Raw genomic sequence first — 17,859 nt, forward strand, 5'->3', positions numbered from 1 at the left:
AACGATGACTATTGCTGTTGTACCTGTTGCTGTCGCTCAAACAGCCGGACCTCAGCTTCGGAAAACATCTCTTCATAACCGCCGCCGAGTCGCGTACCGCGTACCGGGCAGGCATCCAGATAATCCATACCAATGGCCAGCCGCAGATGTTGATGGAGCTGGCAGGTGTTATTGGTGATATCAAAGCTGTGCCAGCGTTCATTCAACCACACTTCTGCCCAGGCGTGCATCGCCACGTGCTGAGTATCCTGACTGTATACATAACCGCTCACATAGCGGGCGGGAATATGCAGGCTGCGACAGCAGGCCAGAAAAACATGGGTATGATCCTGACAAACCCCTTTTTGCATGGCAAAGGCGCTTGCCGCGGTGTCATGCACCTGCGTGGCGCCAGGAGTATACGGCATTTTCAACTGTAATTCCGCCATCAGTTGATGCAGGCTTTCTTCCGCTGCCTGTGGGCGATAGTAACGCTGCGCAAACGCACGGATAGTGCCGTTGGCCTCCGTCAGTGGCGTGGTGCGCAGGAATACCAATGGCGAGAGCGAATCCGTTTCTCCGCCAGCGTAGGTATCTTCTCTGCTATCGGCGATTTCCACTACACCTTGAGCATGAATCGTGATGTCATGGTGTGGATGATCGAGTGTCAGTACATGTAGCACGTTGCCATAGGCATCGGTGGTAGCGACAGCGGAGACGGGGAGTGTCAGTTTCCACTCCTTTATCTGCTGATAGGCGGTATTCTGCGGTGTCAGACGTAGGTACTGGGTGCTGAACTTCACTTCTTCATCATAGCGATAGTGGGTCAGGTGATTGATGGTAAGCTTCATAACGCCTCCAGATAGGTATGACGAATACTATCCGCCAGCTCGTTGATATTACTGAGAAAATTATTCAGGTAAGTTTGCAGATCTTCCGCCATGATGTCGTCCAGCGTGCTGAAACGCAGCGCTACGTTCAACTGGTGGGCAAGGCGTTGGGGAACCCGGGCGCGTTCACTGCCGATGGCTTCCAACTGCTGAACCAGATCGCTGACGCAGGCTCGCAATGATCGCGGCACGTCGTTACGCAGTACCAGTAGTTCGGTCACGGTTTCTCGGCTGACCGGCTGGCGATAGATGCTGTTGTAGGCTTCACGAGCGCTCACGGCCCTCAGCAGCGTATCTAACCGGTAATATTCCCGTACCGGATCAGGATCGTTATTCAATTGCTGATCTTTGATGCTGAGCAGTTGTGCGGTGGCATAAGCACGTTCAATCAGTGTACCGAGGCGGATAAAGCACTGCGCATCGTTACGCAGCAATGTGCCGAACATGGCGCCGCGGAACAGATGGGCACGCTCTTTTACCCAGTCAAAGAAGGCGTCTACGCCGATTTTATCCACGCCCTGATGACGCAGATGGCGAATATCAATACGGGTGGTGTTAATGCATTCCCACACTTCAGACGACAGGCTACCGCGTACCGCGTGGGCGTTGTTCCAGGCCATTTCGATGCAACTGTAAATGCTGCTGGGGTTATGGCTGTCGAGAGCAAAAAAGTTCAGCAGATTATCCATGGAAAACCGGGTGTAATGCTGCTGAAACAGCTCATGGGTATAGGTCAGATTCAGCGGTAACGCCAGATCGCGTTGCTGCTGGCTGTGGCGCGGCATCATGGATAGCTTGTAAGTCACATCCAGTACGCGGGCGAAACTCTCGGCTCGCTCCAGATAACGGGCCATCCAATACAGTTCACTGGCTGTACGGCTTAGCATGATTCGTCCTCCTCCATGACCCAGGTATCTTTGGTGCCACCACCTTGTGAGGAGTTCACCACCAGCGAGCCTTCCGTCAGTGCGACACGAGTCAACCCGCCGGGGATCAACCGGATCTCCTCGCCGGAGAGCGCGAATGGCCGCAGGTCGATATGGCGCGGAGCCAGTCCTTCATCTACAAAAGTGGGGCAGGTGGAAAGCGCCAACGTTTCCTGGGCAATGTAGTGGTGCGGGTTGGCCAGCAACCGTAGCCGGAAGTCTTCTATTTGCTGATGCGTGGCGCAGGGACCAACCAGCATGCCGTAACCGCCAGCGCCATGGACTTCCTTCACCACCATGCTGGCCAGATTATCGAGTACATAGCGTAAATCTTCAGCGTTGCGGCACTGCCAGGTGGGAATATTGCCCAGAATCGGTTCTTCGGATAGGTAAAAACGGATCATCTCCGGTACATACGGATAGATGGATTTGTCATCAGCCACGCCGGTGCCGATGGCATTGGCCAGCACCACGCCACCGGTGCGATACACCGACAACAAACCCGGTACGCCGAGCATTGAATCGGTGCGGAATGCCAGTGGGTCGAGGAAGTCATCGTCGATGCGGCGATAGATGACATCCACCTGACAAGGGCCTTCGGTGGTGCGCATATAGACTGCGCCTTCTTTCACGAACAGATCGGCGCTCTCCACCAGCTCAACGCCCATCTGCTGGGCTAGAAAACTGTGCTCAAAATAGGCGCTGTTAAAACGCCCCGGAGTCATCACCACGACGGTTGGATCGTCCACCGGCGTGCTTTCACGCAAGGTTTGCAGCAGATAGCTGGGATAACGCTCTACCGGTGCAATATGTTGCCTGGCAAACAGATCCGGATACAACCGCATCATCATCTTGCGGTTTTCCAGCATGTAAGACACCCCGGACGGCGTGCGCAGATTATCTTCCAGCACGTAATAATGACCGTCGCTGTTGCGCACCATGTCGATACCGGTGATATGGGCATAGATGTTGTTGTGCAAATCCACGCCCTGCATGCAGGGTTGGTACTGATCGTTAGCCAGCACTTGCTCGGCAGGAATAATACCCGCCCTGAGAATATGCTGCTGGTGATAGATATCGTACAGAAAGGCATTGAGCGCTTTGACCCGCTGGCGGATGCCACGATCGAGCATGCGCCATTCATGGGCGGGAATAATGCGCGGGACGCTGTCGAAAGGAATCAGGCGCTCGGTTCCGCCCTCTTCGCCATAGACATTGAACGTAATGCCGACCCGATGAAACAGCAGCTCTGCTTGCTCCTTTTTCTGCTTGATGGCCTGTTGGTCGGTTTGTTGCAGCCATTGCCAGTACGCGTCGTATTGCTGGCGTTGTGTGCCTTCTGCGGTGAGCATCTCATCGTAGTAAGGCGTGGTTGGAAGCGTTATTTTTATCATTGTCATCCTCTGGCATCACGCTTGATGAAGATACAACTGAAATGCAGAAAGCATGCCAGCGTGGCAAATGACGTACTTATCGCTGGGGACGAGGGTATTTTTGCACCTGATTGGTGCCGGTACGGCGATCACTGCGCCATAGTGGTGTTGTCCGGTGGGAATAGACGGCGCTGATAGTGCGAAGAGGGCAATGAGTGCACCGTATGAGGATGAGCTGATGAGCCTACCCGAATTTAGTGTTATTCGACTGCCGACTTGACTGGGGAACGCGTGACATCGCCATGTAATCGGGGGGCTGCTGCCTTCCCCTTGTGAAGGGGAAGGGTTGGACGGGGTCGGAACGCGCGAGAAGTGCCGCTGCCCCTGTGATGCGAGACAAATTAGCCACGCACAGCGATGGCTTCTATTTCTATTTTCACGTCTTTTGGCAGACGAGCGACTTCTACACAGGAACGAGCCGGGAACGGCGCATTATGTTCAGTAAAGAAGGCCTCGTAGGTGGCGTTAACCGTGGCGAAATCGTTAAGATCTTTTACAAATACGGTGGTTTTAACGATATCAGACACTTTCAGACCGGCAGCTTCCACAATCGCCTTGACGTTTTCCAGTGATTGACGCGCTTGCGCGGATATGTCGTCGGATACCAGACCGGTTTTCGGGTCTACCGGAATCTGACCGGACGTGAATATCATGCTGCCGAGGTCAACACCCTGAACGTAAGGGCCAATCGCTGCCGGAGCCTGTTCCGTACTGATAATGCGTGACATATTTTCTCCTGATTAAGTCTGAATGAACGCGAACGCTTTTTTTCCAAAAAGCCGGGTACCACGCCATTCTACCTCGTGAGCCGTCAGGCAAAGCAATACCTTTCTGATATTTCTGGTATTGCTTGCTCGCTAACTTAATGGCTGTTCAGTACCGCCTGACGTTCGAATTCCTTCTCACAGTATTTGCATTTCAACTGTACATCACCACCGTCACTGTGCTGTTTCACACTGAATGAAGAACTGACCGGTTCGCTGCGACTGATACAGTTGCTGTTGGGGCAGGTCAGTACGCCATCAATATGATCCGGAAGTTGTGGATGTAACTTACGCACCACATCGTAATTATCGATCTGGTTGACGGTCGCTTGCGGCGCATATATTGCCAACTGGTCGGCCTGCTCTTCAGTAAGGAAAATATTCTCGATCTTGATCAGATCTTTGCGTCCCAGCTCGTTGGACGGCAGGTTGAGGCCGATGGTAATACGCTGATCGGTGGCAGTCAGTTTAAACAGTGTCAGCAGTTTGAAGCCGACCTGGGCCGGAATGTGGTCGATCACCGTACCGCGTTTGATGGCTTCTACCTGTAATTTATTATCATGAGTCATTCTTGTGCTCCTCCTTTACAGAACCAGTTCGCTGTTTAAAACCAATGCCAACAGGGCTTGGCGCGCATAGATACCGTTACCGGTCTGCTGGAAATAATGGGCGTAAGGTGTACTGTCAACATCGGTGGTGATTTCGTCAATACGCGGCAGCGGATGCAGTACTTTCAGATTATCGCGGGCATTGGCGAGGTCGGCCGCGCGCAGAATGAACTGTGATTTGATGTTGATATATTCAGACGGATCCAGCCGTTCTTTCTGCACTCGGGTCATGTAAAGAATATCCACCTGTGGCACGACTTCTTCAATGCTGTCATGCAAGCTGTAGGCGATATTTTTTTCTTCCAGCATCTGCAGGATGTAGTCCGGCATCGCCAGTGCTCCAGGGGCGATGAAGTAGAAACGGTTGCCATCAAATTTGGCCAGCGCCTGAGTCAGCGAATGCACGGTGCGCCCGTATTTCAGGTCACCGACCATGGCGATATTGATACTGTTCAGACGGCCCTGGGTTTCCTGAATGGTGAACAGGTCGAGCAGGGTCTGAGACGGGTGCTGATTGGCACCGTCGCCCGCGTTGAGTACCGGTATGCCGTTGGAAAACTGACTTGCCAGCCGCGCGGCGCCCTCTTGTGGATGACGCATCACAATGGCATCCACGTAGTTACTGATGACCGAAATGGTATCCGCCAGCGTTTCCCCTTTCTTGCCTAACGAGGTATTGCTGCTGTCGGCGAAGCCGACCACGGACGCGCCCAAACGGTGCATGGCAGTTTCAAATGACAGGCGGGTGCGGGTTGATGCTTCAAAGAAGCAACTGGCAATCACTTTATGTTTTAACAGCTCCGGTTGCGGGTTGGCTTTCAGGCTGGCTGCCACTTTCAGCGTCAGTTCCAGATCGTCCCGGCTGAGATCATTAATCGAGATGATGTGTCTTTTATAAAGCGGATTGACCATTTGGTTATTCTCCCCACAGTTAGGCATGGTAAACAGAAATTTTTGCCGCCTGCGACAGGCAAAAAAAAACCCCTTCAACGAGGGGTTTTTTTCAACAATCGGTAAGGCAACGGAAGGAAAAACGCCGGCTGGCTGCCGGATGGCAGTTGCGGTTGATGACCCACAAAAACAGCAGCGTTAAACATGTCCCCTCCCGGCAAATTGTCCGAAATTATACGCGCAGGGAACGCTAATTCAAGCGGAAAACGCGATTTTTCGCGCATGGCAATCGGTTGCGATAGGTGCGCTCGCCAATGCTGGGCGGCATGGTTTGTGTCTGAAATTAAAATGGCAGTCTCGTCACTTTTTGGCCGTGGCCGGCTGGCGGCTGAAACGGAGGAGGAGTATAAATGCCGTAAAGTATCGTTTCATTTTATAGAGGAATGACCATGATTACCGGCAATATCCATCATCTTGAACTGGTTCCTTATCTGCCATTGGAATTGTGTGAAGCTATTGAGTATGTGAAACAGCATATCAATGCTGATACACCGCTTGGCAAACACGACATTGATGGCAATAAGGTGTTTGTCCTGGTTTCGAATGACAGTACCGATGTGCTGGAAAATCGCCGGGCGGAATATCATGGTAAATATCTTGATATCCAGATCATTCTGAATGGTACCGAAGGAATGACCTTCAGTAACCTGCCTGCGGGTAAGCCAGATGTGGACTGGCTGGCGGATAAGGACATCGCGTTTTTGCCAGCCGGTGAACAGGAAAAGCAGTTTGTTATGCAATCCGGTGATTTTGTGGTGTTCTTCCCGGGCGAAGTGCATAAGCCGCTGTGTGCCGTCGGCGCACCCGCCCATGTACGTAAAGCGGTGGTGAAAATCGACGCATCGCTGGTGATGTAATCTTCCTCCAGGGCGCTGCGGCGCCTTTCTTTTTTGTCATTTCCCCGTCTCTGTTCTCCTTGTGTTGCAGCGTTTCCTTCAGATATAGCTGGCTATTGACCCGACACCGATCGGTTAAAAACCGGATACCTGACCGGTGTGAATGCTGTGACGCTTTAATACTTTTTCTCTCCGGAAATCTTTGGATGTGATCTGCGCCAAAGATCGCGTAGCGGATCAATTAAAACCGGTTGCGGAATAGTGGTGCTTCAGGCAGCCTGAAACCGGTTTCATTATCATGGCGACAGATCATCAGTAATCAAAAAGGTGACACTATGGCTGGGATTAGAGATTACGCAACATTAGCGAAAAACATCCTCAATGAAGTAGGTGGACAGCAGAACATCGTCAATTTTTCTCGCTGTGCTACTCGCTTGCGTCTGGTACTGGGAGAAACGCCCGCTGGTGCCAAGGCGAGGATCCAGCATCTGCCGGGTGTGATCGCCGTAGTGGAAAACGGTGGACAGTTTCAGGTGGTGATCGGTACGCATGTGGATGAGGTTTATCGCCATATGGCTGATCTGGTTGGCGATAATCACAGGGCTGCCAGTGAGCCGAAACGTCGTGTACTGGATACCGTGATCGCCACGATGTCGGCTGTGTTTGCTCCCATTGTCTACATTCTTGCCGCCGCCGGGATCCTGCAAGGGATGCTGATTGTGGCGACACAGTTTTCCGATACTTTCACTACCACTGGTACTTACAGCGTACTGAATTTTATGTCGTGGACGCCGTTCGCGTTTTTGCCGGTATTTATTGCGATTACTGCGTCCCGCCATTTCCGTTGTAATACCTATATCGCCGTGCTGTGCTGTTGTGCGCTGATCAACCCTGAATGGACCACGTTGGCTGGGAAAATCGCCGCCGGTGAACACATAACGCTACTGGGATTGCCGCTGGCGAAAACCGTCTATACCGCCTCGGTGCTGCCACCGTTATTTCTGGTTTGGGTATTGGCATGGGTGGAGCATCGGGTAGTGAAATGGCTGCCTGACGTGGTGAGTGCTCTGTTTACCCCGTTGATCTGTTTTGTGATTGTGGTTCCGCTGACGTTGCTGGCCATCGGACCGGTGACCAGCTGGGCGGCGAGTGGTATTGCGCTTGGTTATAATGCGTTGTTTCACGCTTTTCCGGCGTTGGCAGCCGGCATTATCGGCGGTGTGTGGCAGATCATCGTGATCTTCGGCGTGCACTGGGGGATCACGCCCGTCGTCCTGGCTGATTTCGATATAAATGGTCACGACTCATTTCAAGCATTCCAGACGGTTGCCGTAGTAGGACAGATGGCTGCTGCTTTTGGGTGTTTCCTGAAAACACGTAACCGGGAATTGAAAACCCGCGCCATGTCAGCGGGAGTGACTGCTATCTTCGGCATTACCGAACCGGCTATCTACGGCGTGACGTTACGTTACAAAAAACCATTTATCTGTGGCTGTATCGGCGGGGCGGTAGGCGCGGTGGTCACCAGCCTGTTTGGCTCGCTGTACTACGCCTATGCCGGATTGCCCGGCATCCTGACTATCATTAATGCCATTAGCCCGTCATCCCCCATGTCATTTATCGGGGAACTGGTGGGATGTGGTGTGGCAATTGTGCTGACTATTGGAATGGTGATGGTCGTTGGGTTTGATGATCCGGTGGATGAAATACCGGCGACACCGGTGGCTGAAATGACCACATCTGAAACGACGTTGTCGGCATCGGGTAATCAACCCACTGAGTAAAATAACGTTTTGTTGTGTGTAGTGTATTGCCGTCATTTCCGTATGGCGGCGATTTGGACAAAGAGGTGGAGACAATGAGCCAATTACCGGAAGGTTTTTTATGGGGTGGTGCGGTGGCGGCTCACCAGTTGGAAGGTGGCTGGGATGAAGGGGGCAAGGGCGTCAGCGTGGTGGATGTGTTGACGGCAGGGGCGCATGGCAAGCTCCGTCGTATCACGGATGGCGTGGTGCCAGGGGAAAATTATCCAAACCATGAAGCGATCGATTTTTATCATCGTTACAAAGACGATATCCGGTTGTTCGCCGAGATGGGATTTAAATGCTTTCGCACCAGCATTGCCTGGACGCGTATTTTCCCTAATGGTGACGACAGCGAGCCTTGCGAAGCTGGGCTGCAGTTTTATGACGATCTGATCGATGAACTACTGAAATATCAGATTGAGCCAGTGATGACCCTCAGCCATTTCGAGATGCCGCTGCACCTGGTGAACGCGTATGACGGCTGGATGAGTCGCAAAACGCTGGATTGTTTTGTGCGTTTTGCCACTACGGTGATTGAACGTTACAAGCACAAAGTGAAGTATTGGATGACGTTCAATGAGATCAACAACCAGAAGAACGTATCGGCGGAGATCTTTGGCTGGATGTGTTCCGGGGTAACATTCCCGGTGAAGAAAAAGCCTGAGGAAGCCATGTATCAGGCGGTACATCACCAATTTGTCGCCAGCGCACTGGTGGTGAAAAAAGCCCATGAAATCAATTCTGAGTTGAAAGTGGGCTGCATGTGCTCCTTTGTGCCGTACTACCCGTACTCCAGCCATCCCGAAGACGTGATGCTGGCAACGGAATCCATGCATGACCGCTTCTATTTCTCGGATGTACATGTGCGTGGTCACTATCCTGGCTATGCCAAACGGGAGTGGGCGCTCAAAGGCTATCATATTCATATGGAACCGGAGGATGAGAAGATCCTGCGTGAGGGCAAGGTGGATTACATCGGCTTCAGCTATTACATGTCCAACGTGGTGAAGCACGATGCGCAGAGTGACACCACCGCCAGCATGGACGGTAGTTCTGAACACTCGGTACCGAATCCCTACCTGCAAGCCAGTGACTGGGGATGGCAAATTGACCCGGTCGGTTTGCGTTATGCGCTGGTGACACTTTATGAACGTTATGAAGTGCCGCTTTTCATTGTGGAAAACGGGCTGGGTGCCGTAGATAAGCCAGACGAAAAAGGTTATTGCCACGATGATTACCGAATTGATTATTTACGGGCCCATATTGAGGAAATGAAAAAAGCGGTCTTCATTGATGGCGTGGAACTGATGGGATATACCCCGTGGGGATGTATCGATCTGGTGTCATTTACAACGGGAGAGATGGCGAAACGCTACGGGTTTATCTATGTTGATAAACATGACGATGGTACCGGGCAGCTAAATCGGGTACCGAAGAAGTCGTTCTATTGGTATCAAAAAGTTATCGCTTCTAATGGTGATACCATGTAAATGGCAAGGCAAAAACAGCAGTGTCAATGCTGTTTTTGCCAATGCACCATCTAAAACTGCTGGCTTAATGTCGCGACCATCACTGCTTTGATGGTATGCATGCGATTTTCCGCCTGATCAAACACAATACTGTGCGCAGATTCAAATACTTCCTCCGTGACTTCCATCCCACCATGCAAGCCATACTGCGTGGCCATCTGTTTACCGATGGTGGTCTGATCGTCGTGGAACGCCGGTAAACAGTGCAGAAATTTCACCTGCGGATTACCGGTGGCGGCGATCATTGCCATATTGACCTGATAGGGCTTCAACAGGTTGATGCGCTGTTGCCAGACCTCCTTCGGTTCACCCATGGAAACCCATACGTCGGTATAAATAAAATCGACATCCTTCACCCCGGCCGCAACATCTTCTGTCAACGTGATGGATCCACCTGTCTTGGCTGCCGCTGCCTGGCATTCGGCTACTAGTCCAGCTTCTGGCCAGTAGGTTTTTGGCGCAATAAGACGCAGATCCAACCCGGTGAGTGCTGCCGCTTCCAGCATGGTATTCCCCATATTGTTACGGGTATCCCCAACGTAGGCCAGCTTCATGCCAGACAAAGATTTGCCCGGCAAATGTTCCTGCATGGTCAGCAGATCTGCCAGTAACTGGGTCGGATGGAATTCATCAGTCAACCCGTTCCATACCGGTACGCCGGAAAATTCCGCCAATGTTTCCACCAGATGCTGGCCATAGCCACGATACTGAATACCGTCATACATCCGGCCCAGAACCCGTGCAGTATCTTTCATTGACTCTTTATGACCGATTTGGCTGCCGCTTGACCCCAGATAGGTGACCTGTGCTCCCTGGTCGTATGCAGCAACTTCGAAAGAGCAGCGAGTGCGGGTCGAATCTTTTTCGAAGATGAGTGCGATATTTTTACCTTGCAGGTGGCGGACCTCGGTGCCGCTTTTTTTATCGGCTTTGAGTTTCATTGACAAGTTCAGCAGGCTTTCTATTTCTGTCGGTGTGAAATCCATTAATCTCAAAAAATGACGTAAGTAAAACGGGTTCATGATGTTCTTCTCCATGTGGCTCAACATGTGTAGTTGAATTAAAATTCACTTTATATGTGTAATTATTCAATTTCAAGTGGTGGGGTCAAACTTTCTGGTGGAGGCGGGTGCGGGCCTGTGGGACAATAACCCGACATTTTCTCCGATTTAACGAGGACTGAGGCATGGCAAACCGCGAATTGCTGGAAGAACAACGTGAAGAGACGCGCCTGATCATTGAGGAGTTGCTGGAAGATGGCAGCGATCCTGATGCGCTCTACACCATCGAACACCATTTCTCAGCCGAGAAATTTGAAGACCTGGAAAAAGTAGCGGTAGATGTATTCAAATTAGGTTATGAAGTTACCGATGCCGAAGAGCTGGAAGTCGAAGACGGTGTCATGCTGATGTGTTGTGATGCGATCAGTGAACTGGCGTTAAAAGCCGAACTGATCGACGAACAAGTGGAACAGTTACTGGATTTGGCCGAACGTTACCATATTAATTACGATGGCTGGGGCACTTACTTCGAAGGTGAAGATGACGAAGACGAAAGTGATGAAGATGAGGATTTTTACGACGAGGATGATGATGGTAAACGCCATTAATCTTGCTGGTTAGCGTTTTGTCTGGCGCTGCACCATTTTTATTGGTGCAGCGCTGGTCTGCTAGCTGAGTATTATCAGCGAAAATTATATATCAATCATAATTGCTTCAGCATTCTCACTTCACAATCAGTATGCCCGGTGTTCCCCATGGCACAGGGAATATGCCGGAATCCCAGTTTTTCATACAGAGAAATCGCGTTGGTCAGGTGTGAGGTCGTTTCCAGATAACAACGTTGAAAGCCTTGGCGGCGAGCAAAATCCAGCGCCTTCAATGCCAGCTGTTTCGCCATTCCCTTTCCGCGCGCTACCGGCAAAAAGTACATTTTCTGCAGTTCGCAGATATCCTTGTCCCCACCGGATAATGGTGCGATACCACCGCCGCCAACGATTTCACCATCATATACCACCAGCCAGTAAGCACTTTTCGAACGACTGTATACCTGGAACAGAACATCCAGATCAGGATCCGAAACGGTATAGCCCTTATCGGCTGTTAGCCCAAACTCGGCAGAAACGCGACGTATCACACTGGCAATGGCAGCGTTATCGCTTACAGTGATGGGACGCAGTTGAAAAGGGGCGGAAGCTACAGTTGTCATGGTGTTCACTCTTGTTATGTCTATCACTTCTCGTGCCGATATTAAGCGAACTGCAACACCATTACTACCTTGCGCGACGACTGGGGAAAAACGGTTAATATTTGACCGTATCACATCAGAACTGTTTTGATACAAATAGACATGAATACGACATGTTATCTGATGGTGTTCTCTCTGGTGAAACGTAATAATGAGCATTATCTTTTGCAAAGGGAATATGTCTATGTCCCCATTGATTATCACTGTATTCATGTTAACGCTCAGTAATGTGTTTATGACCTTCGCCTGGTACGGGCATTTGCGTTACTTTAGCGGGCGAGCCTGGATCATCGCCGCATTGGTCAGTTGGGGCATTGCACTGTTTGAATATTTGTTACAGGTACCCGCCAATCGTATTGGCTATCAAGTGGCCTCGGCCGGACAGCTTAAAATAGTGCAGGAAGTCATTAGCCTGGCGGTATTTATTCCTTTCTCGATGATTATTTTGAAAGAGCCATTTCGCACTGATTATATTTGGGCAGGATTTTGCTTGCTTGGCGCGGTGTTTTTTATGTTCCGCCATAAAATAATGGGATAATGATCACCCAGCCTATTATTTTATATGCCGAGATTCGGTTTCAGTTAAATAGTGATTAAAATGAAACCATTTTCAATAAAAAATAAGCAGTTCAGAATGATGCTATAGCTATTCTTTTACTAAGTCTCATTAAAATATCACTTACTGCATCGCCTGAATGATTAATCCAGATTAGTTTTTTAACGGTAAAATCGTAGCGTTTCGATTCCATAGAGACTTAATAGATTTCAAAATGCAGGAAGGCGGCAAGAGAGCGTTTCGATGAACTTATTCAGGTAAGCGATTCGGGTGAACGAACACGGGCCAACACCGTTGCGACTTGAAAATGACGAGTATGGATTGCCAGCAATTTAAACGGTCTGCGAATGCAGACCGTTGCAGAGAAAAATCACTTACAGCGTTACAAGACCGATTACTGTCACAACCGTCAAAATGGCGGCCAGACCGTAAAATACCCATTTCCCGGCCGGGATGTGGATTTTCAGGTCATGCGTGGCGTGATGGATACGGTGCAGACCACACCACAATGGCAGAACAATCATCAGCAGCAGAAAAATACGGCCGATAATGCTCTGACTGAACATAGCGATGCGTTCATAGCCCAGTGCATCCGGGAATATGCTCAACGGCAACAGGATACCGACCAGCAGGATGATCACCGGTGCGAAGAAGGCGCTCCACATGCCACCGGCACCGAACAAGCCCCAGAAAGGTGGTTCATCGGAGCGTTTGGGTGTTTGGTTAATCACGTTATTCCTCCTGATCAGAACAGTAATGCGATAGCCAGTATGGCCAGCGTTACCACCACAGTGACTGCCCATAGCCCTTTAATGATTGGCTCAGGCCCCATTTTTTCATCTTTAATCACGATAATGCTGGCTTTGGGTGCCAGTTCAAACCAGGTTTTGGTATGGAGAACCGCTGCCAGCAGGGCAATAATATTGATGAGCAAGACCAGTGGGTGTTGCAAAAATCCAACAAAATGCGCCCAGCCTTCCGGACCCGCTTTCAATGAAAATACGCCATACAGCAGTACAATGCTGAACCAGACAGCGGGAACAGCGGTACCTTCGCGCAACATATAGAAGCGATAAAATCCCAGCTTTTTCCACCAGGTCGGCGTCATGTCGCGGACATACGCTTTACGTTTGGTTGTCATTATTTGCCTCCCTCCCTTATTGTGGTTTCAGCATGGCAATCATGAAGTCTTTAGCGCTTTCGACCTTGCCCTGTTGGATGGCAGCGGCAGGATCGACATGCTTCGGACACACTTCCGAGCAGTAACCAACAAAGGTACAGGTCCACACCCCGTTATCACCGTTCAACTGCGGCATGCGTTCTTTTTTGCCGTGATCACGGTTATCCAGGTTGTAGCGATGTGCCAGTGTAATAGCGGCCGGACCGATAAATTCAGGATTCAGACCGAACTGCGGGCAGGCGGCATAGCACAATCCACAGTTGATACAGCCGGAGAACTGATGGTATTTGGCCATCTGTGCCGGGGTCTGCTTGTTAGGCCCCTGTTCCGGTTTACGGTCATTACCGATGATGTACGGTTTGATAGCTTCCAGACTCTCAATAAAATGAGTCATATCCACCACCAGGTCGCGTTCAATCGGGAAGTTACCCAGTGCTTCCACTTTCACGCCGTTGGGGTAGTCACGCAGAAAGGTTTTACAGGCCAGTTTTGGCACGTTGTTGACCATCATGCCGCAGGAGCCGCAAATCGCCATCCGGCAGGACCAGCGATAAGACAGGTCCGGTGCCAGGTTGTCTTTAATGTAGCCCAGCGCATCCAGCAAAGAGGTCTGTTTGTTATAGGGCACTTCATAGATTTCAGCGTGCGGCGCGTTGTCCTGCTCCGGGTTATAGCGCATGACTTCCATTTTTAGCGTTTGCATCTCAGCCATTCGCTTGCTCCTTATCACTTTTTTCCTGAGCGTCAGCCTCGCCCCCGTACACACGTTTTGCCGGCGGTAGTTTGGTGATCTTCACATCACTGTACTCCAGACGAGGTGCGCCTTCCGGGTTGTAGAACGCCAGTGTGTGTTTCAGGAAATTCACATCATCACGTTCGGTGCAGCCTTCATCCAGACGCTGGTGCGCACCACGGGATTCTTTACGGTTGATAGCGGAGTGCGCCATACATTGCGCGACGTCCAGGCTGTGTCCCAGTTCGATGGTATAAAGCAGGTCGGTATTGAATACGCTGGAATGGTCGGTAATCTTCACGCGTTTGAAGCGTTCTTTCAGCTCAGCCAGCTTATCCAGCGTTTTTTGCATTAACTCGGTAGTACGGTAGATACCGCAACCTTCTTCCATCGATATACCCATTTCGTCGCGGATCTTCGCCCAGCTCTCTGTGCCTTCCTGTTTCATCAGGGTATGCAGACGCTGTTCTACATCGCGAGCCTGTGCATCCAACGCACTGGCGTTGGCCGGGGCCGATTCCAGAGAGCGCTGGGTGGCATGTTCGCCAGCGATACGACCAAATACGACGAGTTCTGCCAGGGAGTTGGAGCCCAGACGGTTGGCACCATGCAGACCGACAGAGGAGCATTCACCGGCGGCAAACAACCCCTTGATTCGGGTTTCACACTGCTGGTCTGTTTCGATGCCGCCCATGGTGTAGTGTGCGGTCGGACGAATTGGAATGGGCTCTTTCACCGGGTCGACACCGACATAAGCCTGAGCCAATTCACAGATGAACGGCAGACGCTCTTTCAGTTTCTTTTCACCCAGATGACGCAGGTCAAGGTAAACCACATCACCCAGCGGGGTGGAAATGGTGCGACCGGCACGCCATTCATGCCAGAAGGCCTGCGATACTTTGTCACGCGGTCCCAGTTCCATGTATTTATTTTTCGGCTGACCCAGCGGCGTTTCCGGCCCCATACCGTAATCCTGTAGGTAACGGTAGCCATCTTTGTTGACCATGATACCGCCTTCACCACGGCAGCCTTCCGTCATCAGGATGCCGGAGCCTGGCAGACCTGTTGGATGGTACTGGACGAACTCCATATCACGCAGTGGAACGCCGTGACGGAATGCCATGCCCATACCGTCACCGGTGACGATACCGCCGTTGGTGTTATAACGGTAAACACGGCCAGCGCCACCGGTGGCCATAATCACGGCGTTGGCGCGGATCTGAACCAGTGTGCCTTCCATCATATTGATGGCGACAAGCCCGCGAGCCTGTCCGTCATCTACCAGAATATCCAGCACGAAATGTTCGTCAAAGCGCTGAATCTGCGGGTATTTCAGGGACGTCTGGAACAACGTATGTAGCATATGGAAGCCGGTTTTGTCAGCGGCGAACCAGGTACGCTCAATCTTCATTCCCCCAAAACGGCGCACGTTGACAGAACCATCCGGTTTGCGGCTCCAGGGGCAGCCCCATTGCTCCAGTTGGGTCATTTCACGTGGACAACTTTGTACGAACTGGTCGACAACATCCTGTTCGCACAACCAGTCACCACCTGCGACGGTATCGTGAAAATGGAAATCAAAGCTATCGTGATCCTGAGTGACTGCTGCTGATCCCCCTTCGGCAGCCACAGTATGGCTACGCATGGGATAAACTTTAGAGATCAGAGCAATCTTCAGTTGGGGATTAGCTTCGGCGGCAGCAATTGCCGCTCGTAAACCAGCGCCCCCGGCCCCGATAATGGCCAAGTCGGCATTAAAGGTTTGCAATGCACTCCTCCAGTTACTTAAGTTAATTAAATTAAATTAAGAAAATAATATCTATTCAGCATATATCGTTTATTTCTTTTTAATTATTAACACGTTAAAAAAGAAGGAAAAAACATTTATTCGCCTATTAAGAATAGATAACTATCTCTTTTTTGTGTGGAAATGATTATACCGACTTAAAAGTAAATGGAATTTGATGTGATCCAGTATTTTGCTGTTTTTTAACACGCTTTCGGACATAGTTTATAAAACGTGATCGATACGCTTATTTCGGTGGAAATAATATTTTTATACCCAATAAACTTCAAGTAGCAGGAAGGCGGTAACCGTGTGAGTCCCCAGGAGTTTACATCAGTGAGCGACTGGGGTGAGTAAAAGCAGCGAACATATCTATACCTGTCATACTTCAAGTTGTAGGTGTGTTGGCTGCGTTCGTTCACCCGAATCACTTACCTGAGTAAGCTCCTCGGGATTCACTCTCTTACCGCCTTCCTGCAACTCGAATTATTTGGGGTATAAAACTTGAAAGATGAAAAGTGTATTTCTTTAATGGTGTCTTTACTGACAATATAAGAAAATCTTTCACGGGATATAATTTGTCTGGTTGACATGATGCGGGTAGACTGCACCACCTGTTTGACCTTTGGAGTAATCACCTTGAGCGAAACGGCAAGTTGGCAACCCAGCGCTTCTATCGCCACACTGTTGAAACGGGCATCGATCATGATGGATATCCGACGTTTCTTCGCTGATCGCGGCGTACTGGAAGTTGAAACGCCAGCCATGAGTCAGGCGACGGTAACAGATGTTCACCTTTCCCCGTTCCAGACCCACTTTGTCGGCCCTGGTGCGGCTGAAGGATTAACACTATATCTAATGACCAGCCCGGAATATCACATGAAGCGTCTGCTAGCCGCAGGTAGTGGACCGATATTTCAGTTGTGCCGCAGTTTTCGTAATGAAGAATCTGGTCGCCATCACAATCCCGAGTTTACCATGCTGGAGTGGTATCGCCTGCACTATGATATGTACCGCCTGATGAACGAGGTGGACGATCTGTTGCAGCAGGTGCTGGAATGCGACAATGCCGAAAGGCTTACTTATCAGCAGGCTTTTCAACGTCACCTTGAGATTGACCCGTTGTCCGCAGACAAAGCGCAATTACGTGACGTGGCGGAAAAACTGGGTGTTGGGGATGTCGCAGCTAATGAAAACGACCGCGATACCTTACTGCAACTGCTGTTTACGGTGGGTGTGGAAACCAATATCGGACGTGACAAACCGGCCTTTGTTTACCATTTTCCGGCTACCCAGGCATCACTGGCGGAAATCAGTACCGAAGATCATCGTGTGGCCGAGCGGTTTGAAGTCTATTTTAAAGGCATCGAACTGGCGAATGGTTTTCGTGAATTAACCGACAGTCATGAACAACGCCAACGCTTTGAACAGGATAACCGCAAACGTACCGCCCGCGGTCTGCCAGTACAGCCGATCGATGAAAATCTGCTGGCCGCGCTGGAAGCCGGTATGCCGGAGTGTGCCGGTGTGGCGCTGGGTGTGGATCGTCTGATTATGTTGGCATTGAACGCTGAAACATTGAGCGATGTGATCGCATTTTCTGTTGATAGAGCGTAATAGCAAGGGTTCTTGCGAG

General features: G+C 50.6%; 18 protein-coding genes. 6 read left to right on the forward strand and 12 right to left on the reverse strand.

Features of this window, described 5'->3' with window-relative positions; genetic code table 11:
• Window positions 1-8 precede the first annotated feature (8 nt).
• The 6 genes from CWC46_RS05140 to pyrB form a co-directional block, all read right to left on the reverse strand.
• Window positions 9-830, reverse strand: a complete 822-nt coding sequence (locus tag CWC46_RS05140) for a transglutaminase family protein (protein WP_021017330.1) — start codon at window positions 828-830, stop codon at window positions 9-11.
• Window positions 827-1,756, reverse strand: coding sequence for an alpha-E domain-containing protein (locus CWC46_RS05145; RefSeq protein ID WP_021017329.1), 930 nt, complete (start codon window positions 1,754-1,756; stop codon window positions 827-829). The genes CWC46_RS05140 and CWC46_RS05145 overlap by 4 nt, the downstream gene beginning before the upstream one ends.
• Window positions 1,750-3,189, reverse strand: a complete 1,440-nt coding sequence (locus CWC46_RS05150) for a circularly permuted type 2 ATP-grasp protein (protein ID WP_021017328.1) — start codon at window positions 3,187-3,189, stop codon at window positions 1,750-1,752. The genes CWC46_RS05145 and CWC46_RS05150 overlap by 7 nt, the downstream gene beginning before the upstream one ends.
• A 380-nt stretch (window positions 3,190-3,569) precedes the next feature.
• On the reverse strand, window positions 3,570-3,956 hold the full coding sequence (gene ridA / locus CWC46_RS05155) for a 2-iminobutanoate/2-iminopropanoate deaminase (protein ID WP_021017327.1): 387 nt from the start codon (window positions 3,954-3,956) through the stop codon (window positions 3,570-3,572).
• A 134-nt stretch (window positions 3,957-4,090) separates the two neighbouring features.
• Window positions 4,091-4,561 (reverse strand): aspartate carbamoyltransferase regulatory subunit, encoded by a 471-nt coding sequence (gene pyrI, locus CWC46_RS05160; protein ID WP_021017326.1) that lies wholly within the window; start codon window positions 4,559-4,561, stop codon window positions 4,091-4,093.
• Between the two features lie 15 nt (window positions 4,562-4,576).
• Entirely contained in the window at window positions 4,577-5,512 is a 936-nt protein-coding gene (gene pyrB / locus CWC46_RS05165; protein ID WP_021017325.1) for an aspartate carbamoyltransferase, read from the reverse strand.
• Between the two features lie 428 nt (window positions 5,513-5,940).
• Here pyrB and CWC46_RS05170 point away from each other — a divergent pair, with 428 nt between their 5' ends.
• The 3 genes from CWC46_RS05170 to CWC46_RS05180 all read left to right on the forward strand — a co-directional run bounded on the left by CWC46_RS05170 (window position 5,941) and on the right by CWC46_RS05180 (window position 9,682).
• Window positions 5,941-6,408, forward strand: coding sequence for a NanQ anomerase/TabA/YiaL family protein (locus CWC46_RS05170; RefSeq protein WP_021017323.1), 468 nt, complete (start codon window positions 5,941-5,943; stop codon window positions 6,406-6,408).
• Between the two features lie 314 nt (window positions 6,409-6,722).
• A complete protein-coding gene (locus CWC46_RS05175; protein WP_021017322.1) occupies window positions 6,723-8,171 on the forward strand; it encodes a PTS transporter subunit EIIC in 1,449 nt (482 codons plus the stop codon).
• A 74-nt stretch (window positions 8,172-8,245) separates the two neighbouring features.
• Entirely contained in the window at window positions 8,246-9,682 is a 1,437-nt protein-coding gene (locus tag CWC46_RS05180) for a 6-phospho-beta-glucosidase (protein WP_021017321.1), read from the forward strand.
• A 50-nt stretch (window positions 9,683-9,732) separates the two neighbouring features.
• On the opposite strand, the gene argF is transcribed toward CWC46_RS05180, so the two are convergent.
• Window positions 9,733-10,743 (reverse strand): ornithine carbamoyltransferase, encoded by a 1,011-nt coding sequence (argF, locus tag CWC46_RS05185; RefSeq protein ID WP_021017320.1) that lies wholly within the window; start codon window positions 10,741-10,743, stop codon window positions 9,733-9,735.
• A 164-nt stretch (window positions 10,744-10,907) separates the two neighbouring features.
• On the opposite strand from argF, the gene rraB reads away from it, so the two are divergent.
• Window positions 10,908-11,330, forward strand: a complete 423-nt coding sequence (gene rraB / locus CWC46_RS05190; RefSeq protein ID WP_021017319.1) for a ribonuclease E inhibitor RraB — start codon at window positions 10,908-10,910, stop codon at window positions 11,328-11,330.
• Between the two features lie 95 nt (window positions 11,331-11,425).
• Here rraB and CWC46_RS05195 read toward each other — a convergent pair whose 3' ends face one another.
• Window positions 11,426-11,929, reverse strand: coding sequence for a GNAT family N-acetyltransferase (locus tag CWC46_RS05195; RefSeq protein ID WP_021017318.1), 504 nt, complete (start codon window positions 11,927-11,929; stop codon window positions 11,426-11,428).
• 223 nt (window positions 11,930-12,152) lie between these two features.
• Here CWC46_RS05195 and CWC46_RS05200 point away from each other — a divergent pair, with 223 nt between their 5' ends.
• Window positions 12,153-12,506 carry a DMT family protein gene (locus CWC46_RS05200; RefSeq protein ID WP_021017317.1) on the forward strand — a complete coding sequence of 118 codons (354 nt, stop codon included), beginning with the start codon at window positions 12,153-12,155 and terminating at the stop codon, window positions 12,504-12,506.
• A 392-nt stretch (window positions 12,507-12,898) separates the two neighbouring features.
• Here CWC46_RS05200 and frdD read toward each other — a convergent pair whose 3' ends face one another.
• From frdD to frdA, 4 genes are read right to left on the reverse strand one after another with little or no spacing between them, the layout of a single operon-like run.
• On the reverse strand, window positions 12,899-13,255 hold the full coding sequence (frdD, locus tag CWC46_RS05205; protein ID WP_021017316.1) for a fumarate reductase subunit FrdD: 357 nt from the start codon (window positions 13,253-13,255) through the stop codon (window positions 12,899-12,901).
• Window positions 13,256-13,269: 14 nt separating this feature from the next.
• Window positions 13,270-13,665 carry a fumarate reductase subunit FrdC gene (gene frdC / locus CWC46_RS05210; protein ID WP_021017315.1) on the reverse strand — a complete coding sequence of 132 codons (396 nt, stop codon included), beginning with the start codon at window positions 13,663-13,665 and terminating at the stop codon, window positions 13,270-13,272.
• A 16-nt stretch (window positions 13,666-13,681) separates the two neighbouring features.
• A complete protein-coding gene (locus CWC46_RS05215; RefSeq protein ID WP_021017314.1) occupies window positions 13,682-14,416 on the reverse strand; it encodes a succinate dehydrogenase/fumarate reductase iron-sulfur subunit in 735 nt (244 codons plus the stop codon).
• Window positions 14,409-16,205, reverse strand: coding sequence for a fumarate reductase (quinol) flavoprotein subunit (gene frdA / locus CWC46_RS05220; protein ID WP_021017313.1), 1,797 nt, complete (start codon window positions 16,203-16,205; stop codon window positions 14,409-14,411). Before frdA ends, CWC46_RS05215 begins: the two co-directional genes overlap by 8 nt.
• Window positions 16,206-16,862: 657 nt before the next feature.
• Here frdA and epmA point away from each other — a divergent pair.
• Window positions 16,863-17,840, forward strand: a complete 978-nt coding sequence (gene epmA / locus CWC46_RS05230; RefSeq protein ID WP_037382469.1) for an elongation factor P--(R)-beta-lysine ligase — start codon at window positions 16,863-16,865, stop codon at window positions 17,838-17,840.
• Window positions 17,841-17,859 lie beyond the last annotated feature (19 nt).

Origin of the sequence: Prodigiosinella confusarubida (assembly GCF_002847015.1) — a bacterium.
In the GTDB taxonomy this organism is placed as follows: domain Bacteria; phylum Pseudomonadota; class Gammaproteobacteria; order Enterobacterales; family Enterobacteriaceae; genus Prodigiosinella; species Prodigiosinella aquatilis.